Origin of the sequence: Sphaerospermopsis sp. LEGE 00249 (genome assembly GCF_014299995.1) — a bacterium.
GTDB lineage: Bacteria > Cyanobacteriota > Cyanobacteriia > Cyanobacteriales > Nostocaceae > Sphaerospermopsis > Sphaerospermopsis kisseleviana.
In genome coordinates, this window is the sequence record NZ_JACJUZ010000049.1 from 17,388 (window position 1) to 40,796 (window position 23,409).

Consider the following 23,409-nt stretch of genomic DNA (forward strand, 5'->3'; position numbering starts at 1 on the left):
TTTAGGACTACTGTGAGGCGATCGCTTTTATTACCCCTCACCAATGACATCAATTACAGCTTTCAACAAGGTACTATCATGAAAACTACTTTTAGTTAAATAATAATTTGCCCCTGCTTCTAACCCTTGAATCCGATCCTCTTCCCGATCTTTATAAGAAACAATAATCACAGGTAAATTTTTTAATTTACCATTGCCTCTAATCTGGGTAGTAAGTTCAAAACCATTCATCCGGGGCATATCAATATCTGTTACTACTAGATCATAATCACCGCTACGAACTGCATTCCATCCATCCATACCATTAACAGCAACATCTACTTTATAACCATTATTTTCTAATAATTTACGTTCCATTTCTCGTACAGTAATCGAATCATCAACCACCAAAATCCGTTTATAGGTTTTCTTAACTGTTTGACTAGAAGACTGATTAACTTGACTCAGTTGGCCACTAGAAAGAATTTTAGTAATAGAACGGACAATATCTTCAACATCAACAATTAACACAGGAGAACCATCATCCATCAAAGCAGCGGCGCTGATATTAGGAATTTTACCCAGTCGGGGATCTAAAGGGCGAACTACTAAACTACATTCACCGAGAAAACGATCTACAACTAATCCATAATAGTGAAGGCGATTAGCGCCAGTAATGCGTGTTCCTCCATCACTGATGACGACAACAGATAAGTATTCTTTGTTGGCATTTTGGGATGGTAATTCTAAAACTTGATGAGCAGAAATTAAGCCGACTGGTTGATCATTCAACATGAAAAACGGCTGATTTTCAGAGATAATAATTTCTTTAATTGGCAACTTGACAACTCGATCAATCCGCGCCAGTCCAAAAGCATAAGGTTCATGAGATATTTCTACTAATAAAGTTCGCAGAACTGATAAAGTTAAGGGCAGTTGTAAGTACAATGTTAACCCTTTTCCGGGTTGAGAAACTGCCCGCAGAGTACCACCAACTTCTCGCACGGTACTATGTACCACATCTAAACCCACACCCCGACCGGAAATTTCCGTTACAGTTTTGGCGGTGGAAAAACCTGGTAAAAATAAAAATTCCATTAACTCAGTTTCAGTGAGTTGGGCAGCAATTTCTGGGGTGATATGGTTTTTATTAATTACCTCTTGACGCAAAACTTCCATATCTATTCCCCGTCCATCATCGGAGATGGTAATTAATAACATTCCGGCTCTATGAATGACTTCAATGCGAATTGTTCCTTCTTCTGGTTTGCCAACTGCAAGACGTTCTTGGGGTGTTTCAATGCCATGATCTATGGCGTTTCTGAGGATATGAAATAATGGCGCTTCTAGTCTTTCTAAAATATCCCGATCTACAAGGGTAGATTTGCCGATGATTTCTAGATTGACTCGTTTACCTAATTCTCTGGCTAAGTCGCGGACCATGCGGGGAAAACTTTGTCCTCTTTCGGCAAAGGGTGTGGCATGGGTGGCGATAACTTGGCGATAGAGACGATCGCCCAAATTAGAAAAACGCTGACAAAATAATTCCAGTTCATTATGGCGATCGCCTAATAGCTGACGACATTCACCGGCTGTTTGTCGAGCATCACTCAATTTCTCTTCTATTTGTCTATTGCCATGATGTTGATGCTCAAATTCAACATTACCCCATAACTCTTGTAATTTATCCAATTGGTTGGCTAACTTGGTTTGATTTGCTTTGAGTTTGAGCAATGAGTCAGCAAATGTTTCTAACCATTTGGCTTCCACTAAAGATTCCCCCGCTAAACCCATTAAACGATTAAGGTTGTCTGCACTTACTCGCACCACTCGTTGTTGTACGATGTCTGGAGGCTGGGGACTGGGGACTGGGGGTTGAGGACTAAGAACTGTATAGGAAGCTGAAGGGATAAGTTCTTCTTTCTCCTCTACTTCCCCTACTTCCTTATGACTTTCTGCGGATGAGATGATATTAGCGATCGCATTCACTAAAATTTGTATACTATCATCATCAAAATGGGGTTCTGAGTTACCAACACAGGAATCAGCCATTTGTAATAGCAGATCCACTGCTTGTAGTAAGACATCCACATCAACAGGAGTTAAGGTAATTGTTCCTGACTGAGCAGCGACAAAGCAATCTTCCATTTTATGGGCGAGGGTGACAGCAGGATCAATTTGCACAATCCTGGCTGCGCCTTTGATAGAATGGGCCGCCCGCATTAAAGCTGCTAATTCTTCTGTGGGGTGGGGTTTGGTTTCTAGTGCTAACAGGGAGTCATTCAAGACTGCCCCCTGTGCTTTTACTTCCATACTGAACAAGTCAAGTAAGGAAAGATGACTAAAATCTGATTCTTGTTTCATGACAGCACTTTTCTCTTTAAGGACATAAATAATAATTCATCATCTATTAAACTTAGACTGCATGACTGCCAGTGAAAAAAGCCTTTGGTGTAGGTGTTAATTGTTGATGTCTTGCTGTTTGGGAGTGATCTTAATTCATCATCATCAAATTGGTATAAACCATAAAATTCATCTACAGGAAATACCCACGTATTGCCGCCTTTTTCAATTACTATCATCCGTGAATAGACAATAGGACTGAGGGCTAGTGGTAGGTTTTGGATAGTTTCCAGATGCAATAAATTGCTCAGAGAAATACACAGTTGTAATTCTCCACGAATGTTCACTAATCCTTTTAAGATTTCGTTGCTGCGATGGGGTATGGTGTGAATACCTGTCGGTGATATGGTTTCTTTTAAGATGTGCGCTGGTAGTGCCAGCCATTCTCTTTGCAAGCGGAAAATAGCTACTGTTAGGGTTTGTTTTGTGGTTACGATTTCTGAGGAATTTGGGAAATTTATTAGCTTGTTTTTGCCTTCTGCTTTTGTGTCAGAGAAAAACTGAGTCCATTCATTTTGATAGTTTGCTGGGATGGAACGTTCTAACAAATTGCGTCCAGCAGAAGAGTAAACTGGGCAGTTACGACAATGGATAAAATCGGATAATTCTGGACAAGTGCGATCGCCAGCAATACCAATCACATTCCAGCAACTTTCTAGATTTGATAACTCAGTGATGGAATTCATGATTAATTTTCTCCCAGATATTTGTCATTGTTAACTATGTAATTTTCTCCAGTATTATTTACCTTAAATTTGCTAATCTCTTGTCGCAGAACTTGAGAAACTTGATTGAGTTTGGTAATTGCTTGGTTAATTTCCCGTAAAGAAGCCACTGTTTGCATAGAATTATTACTCAACTGTGACATAGCATCACTAATTTGTATTGCTCCTTGAGACTGCGCTTCCATACCTTGACTAACGGTTTCAAATCGCGGTGTTAAGTCTTGTACTTGTTCAATAATTTGCCCAATTTGACTACTAATATTCGCTACATCTTCTACACTTTTTCCTACTTCTGCGGCAAATTTATCCATTTCCATTACTCCTGTAGAAACGGATGATTGCATTTGTTTTACCATCTGTTCAATATCTATTGTTGCTACTGCTGTTTGATCTGCTAGTCTTCTAATTTCTCTGGCTACTACTGCAAAACCTAAGCCATATTCCCCCGCTTTTTCCGCTTCTATGGCTGCATTTAATGACAGTAAATTCGTTTGATCTGCCACTTTCGTAATCGTGACAACAATATTATTAATATTATTGGCTTTTTCGCTAATTGCTCCCAGTCGAGACGCTATAGAATTAGTGGCTTCTACTAACTGACGCATGGTAGATTCCATCTGCAATAAATCTTTTTGACTATCACTTGCAGCGATGGTTGTTGCTTGTGACATTGCAGCTACTTCTTCTACTGTTTTCACTAATTCTCTGGAAGTAGCTGATATTTCTTTTGCTGCTACTGTTACCTGATTTGTAGAAGCTACTTGTTCAGTCATACTGCTTTCTAGTTGTTTTCCTGATGCTGCTATTTGGGTGGCTGATGAGGTGACTTGTATCCCTGACTGTTGTACTTGGCGGATGAGTTGGCTTAAATTTTGTGTCATATTCTGAAAGGCTTTCAACAGTTGTCCAACTTCATCTTTGGTATTAGATATACCTTCATTTTGAAGTACAGATTGTGTTAAATCTCCTGAAGAAATTTTTTCTGCTGCCCGTACAGTTTTATCAATTCTATTACCTAAAAATTTAGTAATTAAAAAATTAGCAACTACCACAACTGACAAAGAAAACACAGACGCAATTATAGCTGCTAAAGTTAGTAAATCTATAGCAGATTGTGTGGAGGCAATACTTTTTTGCAAACTCTCTGTTTCATATTGATTAAATTCACGACCTATTTTTGTAAATTCATCTACAAGATCCCTGGATTCGTTAAAAACTCGAATTAGTTCTTCTTTTTTAGTGCCGCCACTGGCCCTTCTGACTGTATCTGCTTTTAAAGAATTATATTGGTTATATAAATCCACCATTTTATCTATCCTTTCTTGTTGCTGTTTATCAGTAACAATTTTCTTAGTTTGTTCTAGTCCTTTTTGAAACTCTTGCTGATGCTCTGTATATTCTCCTATGGCATCTTGATATAAATTGGGATCGATGACATATCTTTGCAATCGTCGGTGCATATTCAATCCAGCAATTACCATTTGATTTTGTCCATCAATTGCTGTTTGTGCCATATCAACTTGCTTTAAAGTTTCCCTAGTTTGATGAGAGTTAGCATATACCATTAAGCTAAACAAAATCATTAAAACTGTTGGTACTGAAAATCCAAATAATGTTAAATCTTTGATTTTCCAATTAGTGAACATTGAACTTCTCCTGAATAATTTGAATAAATAACTTAATAATCCTCAATATTTTTCTTTTTTTTCATTCATTTCATATATTGTTGTTCCTGCTGTTTGATATGCTAGTCTTCTAATTTCTCTGGCTACCAAGATAAGCGGGAAATACTAAACCATCCCACCATACCCACGAATATAACCAGATTTCCTATTCAACCAAAAGCAGTTAGTAGTCGCCATTGAAGATTCATATTTTTTACACTATTGAATGGTTAATATTAACTATGTGGTCTGTTGCAATTGTTCTAACACCTATTTGAATATTGCACAAGACATTTTAAATACCTGTTGCAATACTTCCCAAATCAGCAAGGTAATTAAAATAATTGTAAATAAACAATAAAAAACTTCATATTAGTTTACAAGATAGGAATTTATTGGTTATGACTTAGCTAGATTTTATAGCCGCCGGATACGTTGCCAAAGAATATTAGCACTTTTTATATCCCCTTCATTTTCTTTTAGTAAAGCTAAATGGATTAAAGCTGCTAGATGATTCGGTTGCAGATAAATTGCTTTTTGGAAGGACTGTAAAGACTCTTGATGATTTCCCATTGCTTGCTGTAACTGACCAAGCAATACATAGCCTTCTACACGGACTTTATTTTGTTTAATATAGTCATTACATAGTTTAATTGCTTCTGGTATGTAACCTTGGTCTGCTAATAATTGAGCAGTTTCCAGTAAGTTAGCTGTGGTTTCTTTGGGTGATTTATTGACATTTAAACCAACAGAAGTTGGTGTTGAATTTTTATCAATTTTGGTTCGTGGTGAGTGGGTGAGAGGAGATTTTTTTTGACTATTATTGTGATTTTTATGGTGGTTTTTGGTTTGACTATTTGTGTATTCTTTAGCTTTGAATAAACTAGGAGAAATAGCAGATTTACGATAGGCAAATGCTAACAGATGACGTATAGGAGCAAAACGAGATTGCATTAATAAACCAGCTTCTGCGTGTCCGATAAATAATAAACCTGTGGGATTTAATAACCTTTCTAAAATTCTAATGGTGCGTTCCTTAGTTGTCATATCAAAGTAAATTAACAAGTTACGACAAAATACAATATCATAAGTTGGCATACCTATCCAAAAATCAGGTTTTGCTAGATTACCTTGGTGGAAATTTACCGTAGATTTTATTTGTTCATGGAGATGGTATCCGGTTTCATAACGTTGAAAATAGCGTTCCTGAAAGGAAAGAGGATTACCACGAAATGAATATTGATTGTAGATTCCTCTTTTAGCAGTTAGCAAACACTTTTTGCTAATATCAACTGCATCAATGGAAAAATTAGCAGGATTTAACCCTGCTTCCAATAGAGTTATAGCAATAGAATAAGGTTCTTCACCTGTGGAACAAGGTACACTCAAAACCCGCAATACACTATTTTTATGATTTGGCAACCATTCAGATATTACATATTGCTGCAAATATTTAAAAGATTCTCTATCCCGAAAAAACCAAGTTTCAGGAATAATTACATTGTCAATGAGTGCATTCCATTCTTGTGAAGATTCCTGGATTTTTTGTAAATAAATGTTTATATCTGTGATTTTGCATTCTGCCATGCGCTGCTTAATAGCTCTAGCGATCGCATCAGAACCAATTGAGTTAGGATCTAACCCAATTTTTTTTCTCAGTAAAGCTTCCCCTTGAGGATAAATCATTTTCCAAGCAGCGCACTAATTAGCACTAATTATTTTTATTAACTATGAATTTCTGCTACAAGATAAGCTTGCTGCACCTCTGATAATAAATACTCAACGTGAAGGCATTGAATAAGTCCTTGTTCATCTACTATCATTTTACCCAAGTAAGGCGGTTTATCTATTTGAAGATCCACATCCACAAAATCAACATCCGATTTTTGCAATGTTTCTATAACTCTTTGTGCCATCAAACCCATAATATGAGGTGCAGAATCCTCTGTTGCATCTCTATCCCAATGATTGATTAAAATAATGCGTGTACTCAAGTGTTCTTTGCAACTTTGATTACTCATCAACTGACAAAGATCAATTACGGGAATAATCCGCCCTCGGTATTTAAAAACACCAGCAAAATACTCAGGTGTATGGGGCAGCTTAGTGAGGTTAACAAGGGGTATAACTTCTACAATATGTTGACTAGCTATGGCGTAGCGTTGATTATTGACTTGGAAAAGTAGCATTAACATTAATTTATTTTAGTTGTTAGTTGTTAATTGTGAGGAAGACAAATATTTTCCTTTTACTTCCTAATATCTTTTATGATGCTGATGATTAGAGCATAATTAATAATTACAGGATATTGCAGATCAATCAAGTAAAAATTTTGATCAAAAAGCCTTGCACCAAAAGGGTTTTACTGCTGACCGCTGACCAATGAAAGCTGCTGTAAATAAAATACTCAACTTCTGTGAAAAGTCGAGTATTTGGATATTGCTACTAATTGTTTTGTAAATATTCAATGGCAGCATCTAATTTTGATGGGTATGCTTCCGCAAACCTTTCAAACCAAAGTCCTTCAGATGAGAAGGGATCTAATTTAGATAACCATGCTTGAGCTTGCTTCTGCAAATTCTCAAGTTGTTGAGCTTTAAGTTGTGCTTGACGAATTTTTTCCTGTTCTAATTCTTGCTGTTTTCTCAATTCTTCAGCCGCATCTTGTTCAGCAAAATCAGCTTTGACATCTGCTAATAAGTTATCTATTAAAGCATCGGACTTAGAAGCAGAATTCATCAAGGGTTTGGCTGTAGTTACTGTTGGCTTTTGTGGCTGCTGTGGTTGAGGTTTTTCCCCTTTGTATTCAGCCTGAATTTCCGCTAATAACTTATCAATGGAGTCCATTGTAAACACTCCTCATTATGAGTTTAGCTAGTGAGTTTAGCTAGTCAGTGATGGCATTAAGTAGCACTTCTGATAAACTCATATCTTCCATATCTTCCATTGTTACTGTATCACAAATATCAAATTTTGCCCCAGCACTTTGCAGTTCATCATCTAAAACTTTCAAAAAGCGAGTAGCTTGGGCATCAGTACCAACTTGAATGAAGGAAATTGCTAATTCTTCATCTCGATCAAGTCGGCGCGATGCTTCGATAATAACTTTCATTACTGCCTTACGATCATCAGGTTCACCATCAGTTACAACTAAAATTGTCTCGCCATTTTCTTTAGTTTGTCCGCTAGATTTACGCTGAAAATAATCATCGGTGGCGTGTTTCAATACACCGGCTAAATCAGTTGTCCCGGCTGGATCATTTTCCCGAAAAATTTGCGCTACTTTACTAGATGTGACATTTTCGTAACGTTTAAACCTACCAGAAAATAAATAAACCGTTATCCCATCTGGATCTAATTGTTCGCATTTACTAGCCAAGGCAAAAGTAGATTCTTGTGCTGCTACCCATCTGGTTCGTCCACCTTTTTGATCTGGGGTGGCCATGCTACCGCTTTTGTCTATAATTAAAGTGTAATCACGATTGTCTAACATTTTTCCATTCTCCATTTATCATTAGTCAATTCAGCCAGCTTGAGATACTAAATATTTAGTCATCTATGGCATTGATTAAAACATCAGTTAGGCTCATTTCTTCTAAATCTTCTAAGGTGATGGTATCGCAAATATCAAATTTTGCCCCAACAGTTGTTAATTTATCATCTATAGCTTTGAGAAATTTTGTGGCTTGAGAATTTGCACCTACTTGAATCATGGAAATTCCTAATTCTTTCTGTTGTTCCATTTTGTGAGTAGCTTTGATGATGATCTCAAATATTGCTTGTCGATCGCCTGGTATCCCATCAGTAATAATTAAGATTATTTCCCCGTTAGGCTTGGTTTTACCAGTTGCTTTACGTTGAAAGTAGTTATTAAGGGCATCTTGAAGTACACCTACTAAATTAGTTGTATCCGCAGGTTGATTTTCTGCAAAAATTTGGGCTATTTTCTCAGAAGTAACATGATCAAAGCGTTGAAATTTGTGAGAAAATAAATAAATAGTTATACCATCTGGATCAAATTGTTCACACTTACGAGCTAGAGCCAAAGTAGATTCTTGTAAGGCTAACCATTTGGTTTTTCCACTTGTTCCCAAGGGCTTACCCATACTGGCACTGCTATCAATAAGTAGTGTGTAATCGCGATTTTCTAACATTTATCATTCTCCATTGATCAGTCATTAAAGTAGCTATTAAAGTTGAGTTGATGGTTTTGAGTCAGGAGTCAGGAGTTTTTTATTTTGGATTTTGGATTTTGGATTTTGGATTTTGGATTGTTTTTGTCAACTCCAATCTAAAATCTAAAATCTAAAATTTTTCTCCCTATTCCCTATTCCCTAGCTTCACGACAAGACTTTTTCACTAAACCCTAATTAGTCAGTGATGGCATTCATCAACACATCTGCCAAACTCATTTCTTCTAAGTCATCTAAAGTCACGGTGTCACAAATATCAAATTTAGCGCCTACACCTTGCAACTGATCATCTAGTGCTTTGAGAAATTTTGTCGCTTGAGCATCTGAGCCGACTTGAATCATGGAAATTCCTAATTCTTCATCTCGCTCCATTTGCCTAGTGGCGCTAATGATGACTTCAAATACGGCTTTGCGATCATCAGGTTCACCATCAGTTACCACTAAAATTGTTTCTCCGTTGGGTTTAGTTTGCCCTGAAGCTTTACGCTGAAAATAATTATTGAGGGCATCTTGTAATACACCTGCTAAGTTGGTTGTACCCGCAGGGTCATTTTCTTGAAATATTTGAGCAACTTTGGCGGAAGTGACATTTTCGTAACGTTTAAATCGCCCAGAAAAGACATAAACTGTAATCCCATCAGGGTCAAATTGTTCTGCTTTTCTAGCTAAAGCGAGGGTAGACTCTTGGGCAATCTCCCATCTACTTCTACCACCAACTTGGTCAGGAGTTGACATACTGCCACTTTTATCAACGATTAGGGTATAGTCGCGATCGCTCATCATAAATACCTCTAATGATTTTTCGGTTTCTATTTTAACTCTTAGGTCAGACGATGATATCTAGATGTAGAGGTATTGTAATAATCATTTAAACTATTCTCATCTATAAACAACCGTTTTCTGCGGTAAAATCCCTAAATAAGTCAATATTGCAGCATGGGTAAATGTCGAGCTTTCAAGTTAATTCACTCAGATCAGGAGAAAAACTATGACTATTACCAATGTCACAGAAGCAACATTCAAACAGGAAGTGTTGGATAGTGAGACTCCGGTTTTAGTGGATTTTTGGGCCCCTTGGTGTGGACCTTGTAGAATGTTGTCTCCTGTTGTTGAAGAAGTAGCCGCTGAATATGAAGGACAGGTGAAAGTGGTGAAAGTGAACACAGATCAAAATCCCACAGTTGCTAGTCATTATGGTATTCGTAGCATCCCCACTATCATGGTATTTAAGGGGGGTAGGCAAGTTGATACAGTGGTCGGTGCAGTTCCTAAAACTACTTTAACTAAAACTCTAGCACAGTATATTCCTATGTAGTCATTACCTGTGATCAGTTATAGCAGGAGTCAGGAGAATGGCTAACTCCATGCTTACTTCGACACCGCCCTTCGACACCGCCCTTCGACACCGCCCTTCGACACCGCTCAGGACAGGCTCAGGACAGGCTCAGGACAAGTCGCTATCAAGAAGTCAGGAACAGGTAAAAGATGTGATTAGGACTAAAGATGATGCCAAGATTGCGATCGCTGTCTTGGTAAATATAGGTTATGCGTAAGTATTCAGCTATAGGAATCTTGCATACCCAGATCCCCGACTTCTTTAAGAAATTGGGGATCTTTTTGAAAGTAAAGTCATGTTTGATCATTGTTTCTGGACAGACAATACCCAATACCTCCAGATTCGATTTAATCATATCTGTAATAATTACACAATTGAGTGGTACAACTGATAACCACGAGATTAAATATCTAATTGCGGCATAGCGAGCGATAATAAGGTTAAAAAAAATCGGTAATAGGAAATTTTCAAAATATGAGCGGTAAATTAATTGTATTTGAAGGTGTGGAAGGTTCTGGTAAAACTACTCAGATGCAACTGTGTAGTCAGTGGCTAGAAACTCTAAGTGTATTAGTTATTCTGACTCGTGAACCAGGGGGAACAAAGTTAGGGAAACATTTACGACAGCTATTGCTGGAAAAATCAGAGGATAAACCTGTGGGTGAGGTTACGGAATTATTATTATACGCTGCTGATCGGGCGCAACACATCGAGCAGGAAATTAAGCCAAATTTAGCAGCAGGAAAATATATTTTATGCGATCGCTATACTGACTCTACTATTGCCTACCAAGGTTATGGTAGGGGTTTAAGTATGAGTTTAATTAATCAATTAAATTATATTGCTACAGGTGGTTTACAAAGTGATGTAACTATCTGGTTAGATGTGGATGTGGAATTAGGACTTTTTCGTAAACGTGGTCAAAGTAAATTAGATAGAATTGAACAGGAAACAATAGATTTTCATCGTCGTGTACAGCAAGGATATACTGAATTAGCTACTAATTATCCTTCTCGAATTTTTCGAGTTGATGGTAGTTTAAATCAAGAATTGGTGCATGAAAATATCAAGGAAATTTTAATTCGTAATTCTGTGATATCCGAAACTCCCTGAAAATAATTAGTGAAGATTTTTTGTATCGAACCTCAGAGACACACAAGACGCAGAGGAATTAGATTTTTTCTGGGTTTTATGATCATTGCTTTTGATTATTATTAATTAATGATTTTTTATTTCTCTGTTATCCTGACTCTTCTACGGGCGTTCGCGAAGCGTACTGGAAGCATCAGCATTCGGACAACCAATTATCAATTTTTGTCCCAGGTTATTTTCCTGTAAGGGCGAAGCATTCGGCCGAACAATTATCAATTTTTATCACAGGCTATTTTCCGAATGCTTCGCCCCTACTTCGCCCCTACTTCGCCCCTACTTCGCCTCTACGACTCCTGACTCATGACTCCTTATAAATAATGTTTGAAGAACTAATTGGACAACAACAAGCAATAGATTTATTAACATCTTCTGTTAAACAAAACAGAGTCGCACCAGCTTATTTATTTGTTGGTGCTGATGGTGTGGGTAGAAGTTTAGCCGCTAAATGTTTTATTGAATTATTATTTTCTAGTTCTGTAAAACCTGAACAATTATCTATTTTAAAAAATCGTATTCGTCAAGGAAACCACCCCGCTTTATTTTGGGTAGAACCAACTTATCAATATCAAGGACAAAGGTTAACAGCAGCAGAAGCAGCAGAAAAAGGAGTAAAACGCAAAGCACCTCCAGTTATTCGTTTAGAACAAATTAGAGAAATTACCCAATTTTTATCCCGTCCACCTTTGGAAGCGCCCAGAAATGTGGTAGTTTTAGAACAAGCAGAAACAATGGCTGAATCTGCTGCTAATGCTTTACTGAAAACTTTAGAAGAACCAGGACAAGCGACTTTAATTTTAATCGCTCCTTCTCCTGATGCAATTTTACCAACTTTGGTTTCTCGCTGTCAAAAAATCCCTTTTTATAGATTAGATAATGCTGCTGTTGCTCAAGTTTTAACACAAACAGGACATGGGGGGATTTTACAACATCCAGAAATTTTAAGTATAGCTGCTGGTAGTCCAGGAAGTGCAATTTTAGCTTACCAACAACTACAAACAATTAATAGTGAATTACTCCAAGAAGTAAAAAAAACACCTAAATCTTATCGTCATGCGTTAGAACTAGCGAAGAAAATTGATAAAGAATTAGACACAGAAGCACAATTATGGTTAATAGATTATCTGCAACAATTTTACTGGCAACAAATACATAAACCTGGCATTATTGAACAATTAGAAAAAACTCGCAAGAATTTATTATCCTATGCCCAACCCCGGTTAGTTTGGGAATGTACATTTTTAGCAATATTGCAAATTCGGTAATGAGTAATATCTAATTTAGAATAATTCTTAATTACAGCCAATTAACCATACAGACAGTTTGTTGACATACCATAAATTACATAAAATTCTGTTATTAAAAAAACAAAGTAATAATTATTAAATGTACACTACTAGACATCAAAATCTTTTCTTTGTATTTCATAATATCTACAGAAAGCAAGGATATTCAGATTATCATATTCCCCTTCTTGCTCTCTACCTTTGCTCTCTACTCATTCTAAAAGTTTAACTTTTAGTTTTTTTTGACAATTAATAAAAATTTACGTAACCTAAACCAATAGGTCTAGAGTATCGAACTTGTAGGGGCGAAGCATTCGGATGATAACCTATCGCTGAAACCAGTTCATATTCCGTCCGAATGCTTCGCCCTTACGATTAATGAATCGGTGTTCTAGTAAATCAAAGCCTGAACAGCAACTTAACAGCAATTGAATTTAGCTACATCAAAAATTGCTGTTACAGACTGTTTTTATGAGTATATGAATTGACTTCACATCCTTTGCTAAAAATTGCTGACAAATTAGCTGTTAATCAATACAAAAATGACACCATATTAACAGAATAATATCACAGAAATATTCTAAAAAATATGAGTAGTCGTGATTAATAGTAGTAACTTTGATGAATTATTGAAGTTTGTCCAAGGAGTAATCAATAAATCTAGGAGAAGTTGATGATTGAGTATTTAACGTCGTTGAACGACCACAATTTACCATATCCAGATCCACTGCATCCCATCGTGGTTCACTTTGTAATTGCCATGATCTTATTTGCAGTTTTCTGTGATTTAATTGGCTTTTTAACTGGCAAAACTCGGTTTTATGAAGTGGGTTGGTGGAATTTATTTGTAGCTACCGTATCCATATTTATAGCCATTATTTTTGGACAGTATGAAGCAGGTTTAGCCAAACCTTACAACATCGTCAAATCAGTATTAAATTACCATACCTTAATCGGTTGGTCACTATCAGGAATTTTAGCAGCCATCACAGCTTGGCGTTATGTACTTCGCAGTCGTGATCCCCAAAGATTGCCAATTCATTATTTAGCAGTTTGTTTACTTTTAACCATACTTGTTGGTTTTCAAGTATATCTTGGTGATGAATTAGTGTGGGTTTATGGAATACATACAGTACCCGTTGTGGAAGCCGTAAAGGATGGAATATTACCATGAATTCAGAATTAATTGATCAAGTCAGCGCCCAAATGGGAGCAAACGGACTACCTTACACAATTCCTATTCATCCTAACCTAGTTCACCTCACATTAGGATTGTTCATTATTGGGGTAATTTTTGATTTAGTTGCTGTACTTTTCCCCATAGAACAATGGTTATTTAAATCATTGGGTTTAGCTGTAGAACGCGCCCAATTATTTGAAGTTGGTTGGTACAACATGGTAGCGGCTTCTGTGATCACATTTTTCACAGTTGCTGCTGGTTTTTATGAAATGTTGTTAGCAACTCCCCCAGTACACTTAAAAAGTTCCTGGGGTTTGCAAGCAATGTCCACGATGATGTGGCATGGTGTGGGCGGTGTTTTTCTCTTAGCTTTAATGGTAGGAATGACATTTTGGCGGGGATGGCAACGTTACATTACTTGCAAAGACTCCGATATGCAAGTGCGTTGGAGTTATATTTTTGCCGGAGTTTTCATCATGGCCTTAATGTATCTTCACGGCACATTAGGAGCGCAGTTAGCAGCCGAATTTGGTGTACATAACACTGCGGATAACTTGTTAAGAATGGGACAAGACATTAATCAGGTACTAGGTAATTAATTCGTAATTTGTAATTTGTAATTCGTAATTTTCAGATGCCAATTAATTACCAATTACCAATTACTAATTACCAATTACCAATCACCAATTACCAATTACCAATTACCAACAAATGACCATGAACACTCGGTTGATTTTAAATCTTTTCCTAGTGATGGCGGGGGGTTTTGTCATCACAATTGCCAGTATTTTTATCGGTAAACAAGCCTATTCTTGGCTTCCCCCCCAAGCTGCGGCTGAATCACATTTGATTGATGATTTGTTTAGCTTTTTAGTGACAATTGGGGCTTTTATTTTCTTAGGTGTCACTGCCGCTATTTTGTATTCTGTTCTTTTTCATCGTGCCAAAAGTTATGACTTTAGTGATGGTCCACATATTGAAGGAAATATCACTTTAGAAGTTGTCTGGACTGCTATTCCCATCATGTTGGTATTGTGGATAGCAAGTTACAGTTATGAAGTGTATGAAAACATGGGGATTCAAGGACCTTCCCAATTATTACATTTACATAACCCCTTACCTGTGCAAATTGCCCATGCAGAAGTGCAAGAAACACCAGGAGAAACTGTTAGCGAACCCTTAGAAAAAATTGACGTAATTGCTAAACAATGGGCGTGGGTGTTCAGTTATCCTGAACAGGGAATTACAAGTACAGAATTACATTTACCAAGCGATCGCCGTGTACGTTTAGCCCTACAATCAGAAGACGTACTCCACGGTTTGTATATTCCCGCATTTCGCGTTAAACAAGACATCGTTCCCGGTAAAACCATCGACTTTGAATTTACCCCCATTCGCCCCGGTAAATATAGCCTCACCGACTCCCAATATAGCGGTACATACTTTGCCACCATGCAAGCAAACGTGATAGTAGAAAACCCAGAAGAATATCACGATTGGTTGAAAAAAGCCGCCAGTCATAATCCCACAGTTGCACCAAACCAAGCCGCTACCGAATACGCCCAAAATCACAATCAAAATGTACAAAACGGTTGGGAAACTGTTAAACCTGCTGCACCTCCAGTAGTTAATTTTGCAGGTTAATTAATTCTTTCTTCCTTTGCGCCTTTGCTTCTTTCTTCACTTTGCGCGAAACCTTCTTTTTGTCTGAATCAGGATGTCCAGGATTTAAGGATTAACAGGATTGTGATGAAATCCAAAATCCAAAATCTAAAATCTAAAATCTAAAATCTAAAATCCAAAATCCCATGACAAACATATCACTTAATCTTGGTGGTGAATCACATCATCACTCAACGCCAACTCACTGGAAAACCTATTTCACTTTCAGCACAGACCACAAAGTAATCGGTATTCAATACCTTGTTACTTCTTTTATTTTCTTCCTTGTCGGTGGCATTTTTGCGATGATTTTACGGGGCGAACTTGTCACCCCTGAATCTGATTTAATTGATCGTACAGTTTATAACGGAATGTTCACAATGCACGGGACAGTAATGCTGTTTCTGTGGACATTTCCCTCTCTTGTTGGTTTAGCAAACTATCTCGTACCCATCATGATCGGGGCGCGAGATATGGCATTTCCTCGCCTCAATGCTGCCGCTTTTTGGATGGTCCCAGTAGTGGGAATTTTACTCATGTCCAGCTTTTTTGTCCCTGGTGGACCAGCCCAAGCTGGTTGGTGGGCTTATCCTCCCGTGAGTTTACAAAACCCCACAGGACATTTAATAAATGGTCAAGTTCTCTGGTTATTAGCGGTAGCTGTTTCCGGTGTTTCTTCTATTATGGGCGCGGTGAATTTTGTCACCACCATTGTGAAAATGCGTGCGCCAGGAATGGGCTTTTTTAAAATGCCCTTGTTTGTCTGGGCAGTATTTAGCGCCCAAATTATTCAATTATTTGGACTTCCTGCTTTAACTGCTGGTGCGGTAATGTTGCTGTTTGACTTAACAATGGGAACAGCATTTTTTGACCCCAGCAAAGGTGGAAACCCGGTAATGTTTCAACATTATTTCTGGTTTTATTCCCACCCTGCGGTTTATGTAATTATTCTGCCAATCTTCGGAATTTTCTCAGAAATTTTCCCTGTTTATTCCCGTAAACCATTATTTGGTTATAAAGTAGTTGCCATTTCTTCGATGTTAATTGCTGTGGTCAGTGCCATTGTGTGGGTACACCATATGTATGTGAGTGGAACACCTGGTTGGATGCGGTTACTATTCATGGTTACGACCATGTTTGTATCTGTTCCCACAGGAATTAAAGTATTTGCTTGGGTGGCGACAATTTGGGGTGGAAAAATCAAATTAAATACACCAATGTTATTTGCATTAGGTGGTTTAATTATGTTCGTTTTTGCTGGAATTACAGGAATTATGCTTTCCTCTGTACCAGTAGACGTTCACGTTAATAACACCTATTTTGTAGTTGGACATTTCCATTATGTTCTCTACGGAACAGTAACAATGGGAATGTATGCAGCCCTCTATCATTGGTTTCCCAAAATGACCGGCAGAATGTATAACGAAGGTTGGGGAAAAATACATTTTTGGTTAGCATTTATCGGTACAAACTTAAACTTTTTACCCATGCACCCATTAGGTTTGCAAGGGATGTTACGCCGAGTTGCTTCCTACGCACCAGAATATACATTTTGGAATGTTCTCGCTAGTTTAGGCGCATTCCTATTAGGAATGTCCACCTTACCCTTCATTTTCAACATCTTAGTTTCTTGGTTACAAGGTGAAAAAGCACCTGACAACCCTTGGCGGGCAATTGGTTTAGAATGGCTCATTTCTTCACCTCCATCTGTAGAGAACTTTGAAGAAATTCCCATCATTATTAGTGAACCCTACGGTTACGGAAAATCAGAACCATTAACAGCCAACCTAGAACCCCAAACCATAAAAACAGCCGAATAAAAACAATACAGTTCAGTTAAGTTAAGTATTAAACAATTTTTTCTCTTACCTCTGCGTTCTCTGCGCCTCTGCGTGAGATAAAAAAATCAAACTTAACTGAACAGTATTGCCAAAACAAAAGGAGAACATTACCAATGGATAGTTCAATCAAAACGCCACAAATACATCATGCAGCCCATGAACATGGACACGACGAAGAAGGCAGTAAAATGTTTGGTTTTATTGTCTTTCTTCTATCAGAAAGTGTCATCTTTTTAAGTTTCTTTGCTGGTTATATCATCTACAAAACTACAAACCCTAATTGGCTTCCTGCTGGTGTTGAAGGATTAGAAATAGTCGCCCCAACAATTAACACTATTATCCTAGTTTCTAGCAGCTTTGTAATTTACTTTGCTGAGAGATGTTTACAACAACATAACCTAGCAGGATTTCGCATCTATTTGTTAGCTACAATGGCAATGGGTAGCTACTTTTTATATGGTCAATATGTGGAATGGAGTCAATTAGAATTTGGCTTTACTTCCGGTACTTATGGCGGGATGTTTTACCTATTAACTGGGTTTCACGGTTTGCACGTTTTCACCGGGATTTTGTTACAGTCTATGATTTTGATTCGTTCTTTTATTCCCGGTAACTACGATAATGGTCACTTTGGTGTTAATTCAACTTCGTTGTTTTGGCACTTTGTTGATGTTATCTGGATTATTTTGTTTATCCTTATTTACGTTTGGCAGTAGGGATTTTAAGACGCATAAAGCAATAAATTTTGTAGGGGTTTAGCAATACTAAACCCCTACCCATATATTTGTATCATGATTCCGAAATCATCTATTTGGGAAAATAGCGATAAATATTTTTCCGATGTAAAACTCTTTCAAAAATTAATATTTCACCATCAAAAATAACACCCAGACGATAATCACCTATACGAATCCGATAAGCATTATCATATCCGTGAAGTCTTTTAATATTTGTGATTTCTTCAAAACTCGATATTTCGATTATTTCTTCAAAAGCAAACTTCTTGATAGACTCATAGTAAGGTGTACTTTTTAGTGCTTTTAAATCTTTAATAAAACTGGGTAGATACTGGATATTCACTCTTATTCCAATTCCGCTAAAGCTTCATCTAAATTTAATGGTGTCTCATTTTCTACTTCTTTCATAGCTAGAATCAGTCCTTCATCTTCGAGTGCTTCTAGCAACCGTAGATATTCCTGAAAATCCATGACTACTTTTCTGATATTACCTTGAATATCAGTAATCAATTCTTGGGCAAATGGATATTTATCAGCTTGCATTTTAGTGATATAGGATTACTATCTACATTTAATTTAGCATATTTATATCAGGCTATGCTTAATGTCTTCTTACTTTTGTTCTTAAAAAGTATGAGTATAACCTTTTTAAAAGACTAAGTTTAAATATCTTTTTGTGAGCAATTTTATTTTCTCCCCTGCCTCTTTCTTTAAACAGATTAATACAAAGTTGACCACGCTTGATCAACTAACATACTCAACTAGCGTCGTTGTTGTCCATTTAACAGCGGATCGTCTTCTAAAACCTTCGCAGTTAAATATTACAAAGATTGACCTTTATCGCGTCCAAGCTTGACTACTCCGGCAATAACCGCAGCTACCAGTTCTTCATCAACTGGTTGTTGTCTGAGTCCCTGCTATCCAGGACGTTTAAGTTTTTCCTCATAGCATCAAAATTTAACCTCAAGGGTTTTCAGCCTTTTTTATTATAAATTTAGATAAGTTTTACATAAGTTCCAAAATGAATCATAAATTTAACAAACTATTAAAATTTCTTCATTAAATATTCAAACAATTGATAGGGCGGAGTTTAACGTACTTAATGTACTTATTGCCTGAGTCAAATCTTTGTGAGTAGATAGACAGGAGATATCAGCAGAAAATGAAAGAAATTCTTTACTTGGAAGTTCCTACTACCGATAGTGGTGCTGTCCGTGACTGGCTACAAACCGACTTTGTGCCGGGAAATGGAGAAAAATTATTGACCCCAGATGGTCTGCGTCTGCGAAACCCGGTTGCATCTGTCAAAGGACCTTTAGCAACCGAACTTTCTATATTTGTGTGGTCTGTACAACGCACCACTTACCTCAAAGTGTTTCGTTGGGGAGACAAACCCTTCACTAACGAAGGTTCAATATTGCAACGTCTGACTACAGGTATTAGAAGCTGTTTTCCCCATCAATACCCCGAACCACCAAAGATTGACCCTCAAAAGTCGATTTTTGCAGAGCTAGAACCCTATTATCCCCTAACTGTCAAGTATTTTCAGAAAATGCCTCATGGGGAATATGATCTTAAACGTGCTTACTGGTGGGAGCAACGTTGGCGAGAAGGTGTCAAAAATCCTCAGCAACCCCGTCAGGTGGTGTTTTATGCAGAAAACCAGCAACAAACAGCAGAAAACACTTATGACCTCATTTATATTGGTGGCGCTTTGGGTGTGATTCATGCCGCAGTCATGGCAAAATTAGGCTATAAAGTCCTATTGGTGGAAAGATTATCCTTTGGACGCATGAACCGAGAATGGAATATTTCTCGTGATGAAATTCAAACTTTGGTCAATCTCGGTTTATTAACAAATGCAGAATTAGAAACCATTATTGCCAGGGAGTATAAAGACGGCTTTAATAAATTCTTTGATGCTAATAATCCGCCTCACTTAAAAGCACCAGTTCTACACACGCCAACTGTTTTAAATATTGCTTTAGATTCAGATAAATTATTGCAATTATGTGGTGAAAAACTTAAAGCCGCTGGTGGTGATATTTGGGAGCAAACAGAATTTATCCGGGCAGATATCAGAAAAACACAAGTTACTGTTACTGTCAAGGGTGTAAATACGGTAATTGAACAGCAGGTAAATGGTAGATTATTAGTAGATGCAATGGGTACAGCTTCCCCTATTGCTTGGCAATTAAACGGGGGTAGAGCCTTTGATAGTGTATGTCCCACCGTGGGAGCAGTGATTGATAAAGGATTTGCCCCTGGTGTCTGGGATTACCATTATGGTGATGTTCTTTACAGTCACGGAGATATTTCTAGAGGCAGACAATTGATTTGGGAATTATTTCCTGCTGCGGGGGAAGAACTGACAATTTATTTATTTCATTATCATGAAGTGAATAGAAAAAATCCTGGTTCGTTGTTAGAGATGTATGAGGACTTTTTCACTATTTTGCCAGAATATCGCCGTTGTGACATGGATAAGCTAGTGTGGAAAAAACCTACATTTGGCTATATTCCAGGGCATTTTAGTGTTAGTGATAGCGATCGCACCATAGCCTTTGATAGATTAATCGCCATTGGTGATGCTGCTTCCCTGCAATCTCCCCTAGTATTTACTGGTTTTGGTTCTCTCGTTCGTAACCTAGAACGTTTAACCACACTCTTAAACACCGCCCTCAAACACGACTTATTAAGTTTCCGTCACCTCAATAAAATTCGTGCTTACCAAAGTAACGTTTCCGTCACCTGGCTATTTTCCAAAGGAATGATGGTTCCCACAGGGAAATTTATCCCACCTCAACGGGTTAATGCCATGCTCAATACCTTCTTTGGTTTATTAGCAGACGAACCCCCAGAAGTAGCAGATAATTTCATTAAAGACCGCTGCGACTGGTTCACATTTAACCGTTTAGCATTAAAAGCAGCTACAAAAAATCCCGCCTTATTAATATGGATTTGGGAACTAGCAGGGTTGAGAGACTTAGTTCGGTGGTTAGGTAATTACCTCAACTTTGGTGTTTATGCCTTCATCAGTGCTTTACTAAGTACATGGTTTCCCAAATTCCTGAAGTGGAGTCAAGGCTGGCTAGAAACCCGCTTTCCAGGATTGTGGTTAAACCTATTAGTGACCAACTACGCCATTTCTACAGGTAAACCACGATTACGGGATCAAGTAGTTACCGTTAAGTCAAAAGCAGTAACCCAAACAAGTCATTAATTAAGTAGTCATTAGTCCTTGGATTATTGACCTTTCGACTTGGGGCGGAAATTTGGTAGTTCCACCGATGCTAAAGATTTCCGTCCCTTGGGTGGACGCTGGGGATAAATCAAAGGTGAAGGTGATTTATGATCAAGGTGATATTCACCTAAAGTTTCTGATCTGAAATGCTCTTTTGGCAATTCTGACCAATAATCATTATTTTCGGGAATATTGGCAATATTTTGCTCTTTTTCGGGAGTATAGGCATTTATTAGTGATTCATTGCTGGATGAAAGTGTAAACTCTGGAACATGACTTTCCGTTACTAAAGACTGTTCTATGATTGTTTCCAGTGGCTCATTTTTTTCCAGATTTGATGCTAAGGTATCCCAAATTAGCCCATCATCTGGATGACTCTCTGTATCATTGACTGTTGGTGAAGTTGAGGGTGCAGACTGAGAAGCAAAAAACATTTCGATCAGACTTTCCAACTGGCGATCTAAATTTGATCCCCCAGGAGAAGAAACATCTGCAACTTCAGCAGTAGATTCACTATCCTCTAATTGGGGACTTGACTGTATTGGGATTTCTATATCATCCACATCATCCACATCTGAAGATTTTTCAGCAGGTTCAGAAATGGAGGTAGAGTAATTTTGTTGATCTTGTTGATCAGCGCATGGAGTTGAAGGTTCTAGCCAGGAATTATCTAAATGTTGACGTAGAGTGCTACAAGTATCATGGGTAGCATCGGTTTCCGCAGACCAAGGTTTAATAGGTTGTGCATTGGGAAACAAAGACCTGGCTTTTCTAGAAAATCTGCTATGTCCACCAGTGAGATCATGGGGATGATAGACAGTATCCTCTAGGGTGTCATAGTTGGTGTCATAGTTGGTGTCATAGTTGGGGACAGGGGTATCTAGACATTTTTCCAGTGCTGCTTTAAATTGCAAAGTTTGACGTTGTTGGCGTATTAGTCGAGTACGTAATTCCCGACAAGTATTTTCTGAGTGCAATAGTTGGTGAGATTGTTCACTATAGTTAGTTTGTAGCAGTGTACATTCCCTTTCCAGTTGGGCTACTCGTTGCTGACTCAGTTGTAACTGTGCCTTATGGGTTTCAATGAACATTTCCTGACTTTGAACAGTTTGTACAGCCGTTTCTAATTGCTGGAAAAGAGACTGAATTTGCTCTTGAGCCGTTGCTAGTTCCTGAGTTTGTTGATTCAACATTGAGTCAGTGACACTAGAGCGTTTTTTTTGCCACTGCAAAATCTTTTCTGCCTCAGCTAATTCTTGTTTTAGCTGCTTTACTTGAGCATACAAATCACCGTTAGCTGTTTGTAACTCTTCATTCAGCGTCAGCAACTTCTGAAACTCTGAATCTACCAGGGCTTGTTTTTCACTGTCAGGTTCTGCAATCCAATCTTTTTGGGTATTATGATCTTGTAAATTGTCTGTAACTGTAGATTCAGACTGCTGTATATTTAGCCCGTCGTCAACATCATCTGCTGGGTTCAGGAGTGGTAAATTAGTCACGGCTGTATTTTCATCATGCAGAACTGAGTAAAAGGGACAACTCGCCTGCTCTGATTTCGGCGAATTTGCAAAATTTCGGGGTTCAATCACAGTGCCATTGTTTGAGGTGTCACCTATATTCATCACTCTTGACCCACCTGCTTAAAAATATTCAGCAACGCTCATAGCAGCATTACTGATCAAATATGTTTGATTCTGAGGTAATCAGGATTGCCTCTAGAAGCCAAGTTTAACTGCTATGTAAATCTTAGACAAGTCTAGATTGCTATGGTGTACTATTTTTGCTTCCCAGGGGTAGAGGGTGTGAACCTACTTGACGTTTATTAAAAGTTATATCAAGTTGCTAAAAAATATTATTGAAACAAGAATCCCCGTCCTTTTAAGGCGGGGAGCGTCAACAAGCCGTCCCCATGCACTCAGCTACTGTAATTTGGTAGAGATTATCAGAGTTTAAAGTATTTTATTTGACAATTTTGATTAAGCACTGGGGACTGGGGACTGGGGACTGGGG

21 protein-coding genes are annotated in these 23,409 nt (G+C 37.8%); 9 read left to right on the forward strand and 12 right to left on the reverse strand.

Annotated features, from left to right (window positions below; genetic code table 11):
- Positions 1–30 precede the first annotated feature (30 nt).
- The 9 genes from H5968_RS16635 to H5968_RS16675 all read right to left on the reverse strand — a co-directional run bounded on the left by H5968_RS16635 (position 31) and on the right by H5968_RS16675 (position 9,747).
- Positions 31–2,343 carry a hybrid sensor histidine kinase/response regulator gene (locus tag H5968_RS16635; protein ID WP_187040838.1) on the reverse strand — a complete coding sequence of 771 codons (2,313 nt, stop codon included), beginning with the start codon at positions 2,341–2,343 and terminating at the stop codon, positions 31–33.
- A complete protein-coding gene (locus H5968_RS16640; RefSeq protein ID WP_187040839.1) occupies positions 2,340–3,068 on the reverse strand; it encodes a chemotaxis protein CheW in 729 nt (242 codons plus the stop codon). The genes H5968_RS16635 and H5968_RS16640 overlap by 4 nt, the downstream gene beginning before the upstream one ends.
- Positions 3,069–3,070: 2 nt before the next feature.
- Positions 3,071–4,753, reverse strand: coding sequence for a methyl-accepting chemotaxis protein (locus H5968_RS16645; RefSeq protein WP_187040840.1), 1,683 nt, complete (start codon positions 4,751–4,753; stop codon positions 3,071–3,073).
- A 435-nt stretch (positions 4,754–5,188) separates the two neighbouring features.
- On the reverse strand, positions 5,189–6,457 hold the full coding sequence (locus H5968_RS16650; protein ID WP_187040841.1) for a protein-glutamate O-methyltransferase CheR: 1,269 nt from the start codon (positions 6,455–6,457) through the stop codon (positions 5,189–5,191).
- Positions 6,458–6,495: 38 nt separating this feature from the next.
- Complete coding sequence (locus H5968_RS16655) at positions 6,496–6,960, reverse strand: chemotaxis protein CheW (protein WP_255427164.1); 465 nt, start codon at positions 6,958–6,960, stop codon at positions 6,496–6,498.
- Positions 6,961–7,216: 256 nt separating this feature from the next.
- The gene (locus H5968_RS16660; protein WP_187040843.1) at positions 7,217–7,618 is read right to left on the reverse strand and encodes a salt stress protein, Slr1339 family; all 402 of its coding nucleotides are present in this window, start codon (positions 7,616–7,618) and stop codon (positions 7,217–7,219) included.
- Between the two features lie 40 nt (positions 7,619–7,658).
- Entirely contained in the window at positions 7,659–8,264 is a 606-nt protein-coding gene (locus tag H5968_RS16665; RefSeq protein WP_187040844.1) for a VWA domain-containing protein, read from the reverse strand.
- A 55-nt stretch (positions 8,265–8,319) separates the two neighbouring features.
- Positions 8,320–8,925, reverse strand: a complete 606-nt coding sequence (locus H5968_RS16670; RefSeq protein WP_187040845.1) for a VWA domain-containing protein — start codon at positions 8,923–8,925, stop codon at positions 8,320–8,322.
- 216 nt (positions 8,926–9,141) lie between these two features.
- Positions 9,142–9,747, reverse strand: a complete 606-nt coding sequence (locus tag H5968_RS16675) for a VWA domain-containing protein (protein WP_187040846.1) — start codon at positions 9,745–9,747, stop codon at positions 9,142–9,144.
- Positions 9,748–9,952: 205 nt separating this feature from the next.
- On the opposite strand from H5968_RS16675, the gene trxA reads away from it, so the two are divergent.
- From trxA to H5968_RS16715, 8 genes are all read left to right on the forward strand, one after another.
- A complete protein-coding gene (gene trxA, locus H5968_RS16680; RefSeq protein WP_187040847.1) occupies positions 9,953–10,279 on the forward strand; it encodes a thioredoxin in 327 nt (108 codons plus the stop codon).
- A 495-nt stretch (positions 10,280–10,774) separates the two neighbouring features.
- Entirely contained in the window at positions 10,775–11,413 is a 639-nt protein-coding gene (gene tmk / locus H5968_RS16685; RefSeq protein ID WP_187040848.1) for a dTMP kinase, read from the forward strand.
- A 356-nt stretch (positions 11,414–11,769) separates the two neighbouring features.
- Complete coding sequence (gene holB / locus H5968_RS16690) at positions 11,770–12,714, forward strand: DNA polymerase III subunit delta' (protein ID WP_187040849.1); 945 nt, start codon at positions 11,770–11,772, stop codon at positions 12,712–12,714.
- 694 nt (positions 12,715–13,408) lie between these two features.
- Positions 13,409–13,909 carry a DUF2231 domain-containing protein gene (locus H5968_RS16695; protein WP_096565165.1) on the forward strand — a complete coding sequence of 167 codons (501 nt, stop codon included), beginning with the start codon at positions 13,409–13,411 and terminating at the stop codon, positions 13,907–13,909.
- Positions 13,906–14,514 (forward strand): DUF2231 domain-containing protein, encoded by a 609-nt coding sequence (locus tag H5968_RS16700; protein WP_137667039.1) that lies wholly within the window; start codon positions 13,906–13,908, stop codon positions 14,512–14,514. The genes H5968_RS16695 and H5968_RS16700 overlap by 4 nt, the downstream gene beginning before the upstream one ends.
- 118 nt (positions 14,515–14,632) lie before the next feature.
- Positions 14,633–15,559: a cytochrome c oxidase subunit II gene (locus tag H5968_RS16705; RefSeq protein ID WP_187040854.1), complete on the forward strand. Its 927-nt coding sequence runs from the start codon at positions 14,633–14,635 to the stop codon at positions 15,557–15,559.
- Between the two features lie 164 nt (positions 15,560–15,723).
- Positions 15,724–17,397: a cytochrome c oxidase subunit I gene (ctaD, locus tag H5968_RS16710; RefSeq protein WP_096565169.1), complete on the forward strand. Its 1,674-nt coding sequence runs from the start codon at positions 15,724–15,726 to the stop codon at positions 17,395–17,397.
- 134 nt (positions 17,398–17,531) lie between these two features.
- A complete protein-coding gene (locus H5968_RS16715) occupies positions 17,532–18,134 on the forward strand; it encodes a heme-copper oxidase subunit III (protein ID WP_187040850.1) in 603 nt (200 codons plus the stop codon).
- Positions 18,135–18,225: 91 nt separating this feature from the next.
- Here the strand turns inward: H5968_RS16715 and H5968_RS16720 are convergent, their stop codons facing one another.
- Together H5968_RS16720 and H5968_RS16725 are read right to left on the reverse strand one after the other, a co-directional pair.
- Complete coding sequence (locus tag H5968_RS16720; protein ID WP_187040851.1) at positions 18,226–18,498, reverse strand: type II toxin-antitoxin system RelE/ParE family toxin; 273 nt, start codon at positions 18,496–18,498, stop codon at positions 18,226–18,228.
- 2 nt (positions 18,499–18,500) lie between these two features.
- Positions 18,501–18,698 (reverse strand): hypothetical protein, encoded by a 198-nt coding sequence (locus H5968_RS16725; RefSeq protein WP_187040852.1) that lies wholly within the window; start codon positions 18,696–18,698, stop codon positions 18,501–18,503.
- A gap of 619 nt (positions 18,699–19,317) precedes the next feature.
- Here H5968_RS16725 and H5968_RS16730 point away from each other — a divergent pair.
- On the forward strand, positions 19,318–21,378 hold the full coding sequence (locus H5968_RS16730) for an NAD(P)/FAD-dependent oxidoreductase (RefSeq protein ID WP_187040853.1): 2,061 nt from the start codon (positions 19,318–19,320) through the stop codon (positions 21,376–21,378).
- A gap of 23 nt (positions 21,379–21,401) precedes the next feature.
- On the opposite strand, the gene H5968_RS16735 is transcribed toward H5968_RS16730, so the two are convergent.
- Positions 21,402–23,021, reverse strand: a complete 1,620-nt coding sequence (locus H5968_RS16735) for a hypothetical protein (protein ID WP_187040855.1) — start codon at positions 23,019–23,021, stop codon at positions 21,402–21,404.
- Between the last annotated feature and the right edge of the window lie 388 nt (positions 23,022–23,409).

Bases quoted from the DNA above. Each gene is read 5' to 3' on its own strand.
- H5968_RS16660 (WP_187040843.1), bottom strand. From the start codon at position 7,618: ATGGACTCCATTGATAAGTTATTAGCGGAAATTCAGGCTGAATACAAA.
- H5968_RS16655 (WP_255427164.1), bottom strand. From the start codon at position 6,960: ATGCTACTTTTCCAAGTCAATAATCAACGCTACGCCATAGCTAGTCAA.
- H5968_RS16665 (WP_187040844.1), bottom strand. From the start codon at position 8,264: ATGTTAGACAATCGTGATTACACTTTAATTATAGACAAAAGCGGTAGC.
- H5968_RS16670 (WP_187040845.1), bottom strand. From the start codon at position 8,925: ATGTTAGAAAATCGCGATTACACACTACTTATTGATAGCAGTGCCAGT.
- H5968_RS16640 (WP_187040839.1), bottom strand. From the start codon at position 3,068: ATGAATTCCATCACTGAGTTATCAAATCTAGAAAGTTGCTGGAATGTG.
- H5968_RS16645 (WP_187040840.1), bottom strand. From the start codon at position 4,753: ATGTTCACTAATTGGAAAATCAAAGATTTAACATTATTTGGATTTTCA.
- holB (WP_187040849.1), top strand. From the start codon at position 11,770: ATGTTTGAAGAACTAATTGGACAACAACAAGCAATAGATTTATTAACA.
- H5968_RS16715 (WP_187040850.1), top strand. From the start codon at position 17,532: ATGGATAGTTCAATCAAAACGCCACAAATACATCATGCAGCCCATGAA.
- H5968_RS16730 (WP_187040853.1), top strand. From the start codon at position 19,318: ATGAAAGAAATTCTTTACTTGGAAGTTCCTACTACCGATAGTGGTGCT.
- tmk (WP_187040848.1), top strand. From the start codon at position 10,775: ATGAGCGGTAAATTAATTGTATTTGAAGGTGTGGAAGGTTCTGGTAAA.
- H5968_RS16735 (WP_187040855.1), bottom strand. From the start codon at position 23,021: ATGAATATAGGTGACACCTCAAACAATGGCACTGTGATTGAACCCCGA.
- H5968_RS16700 (WP_137667039.1), top strand. From the start codon at position 13,906: ATGAATTCAGAATTAATTGATCAAGTCAGCGCCCAAATGGGAGCAAAC.
- H5968_RS16695 (WP_096565165.1), top strand. From the start codon at position 13,409: ATGATTGAGTATTTAACGTCGTTGAACGACCACAATTTACCATATCCA.
- H5968_RS16675 (WP_187040846.1), bottom strand. From the start codon at position 9,747: ATGATGAGCGATCGCGACTATACCCTAATCGTTGATAAAAGTGGCAGT.
- H5968_RS16725 (WP_187040852.1), bottom strand. From the start codon at position 18,698: ATGCAAGCTGATAAATATCCATTTGCCCAAGAATTGATTACTGATATT.
- ctaD (WP_096565169.1), top strand. From the start codon at position 15,724: ATGACAAACATATCACTTAATCTTGGTGGTGAATCACATCATCACTCA.
- H5968_RS16635 (WP_187040838.1), bottom strand. From the start codon at position 2,343: ATGAAACAAGAATCAGATTTTAGTCATCTTTCCTTACTTGACTTGTTC.
- H5968_RS16650 (WP_187040841.1), bottom strand. From the start codon at position 6,457: ATGATTTATCCTCAAGGGGAAGCTTTACTGAGAAAAAAAATTGGGTTA.
- H5968_RS16705 (WP_187040854.1), top strand. From the start codon at position 14,633: ATGAACACTCGGTTGATTTTAAATCTTTTCCTAGTGATGGCGGGGGGT.
- trxA (WP_187040847.1), top strand. From the start codon at position 9,953: ATGACTATTACCAATGTCACAGAAGCAACATTCAAACAGGAAGTGTTG.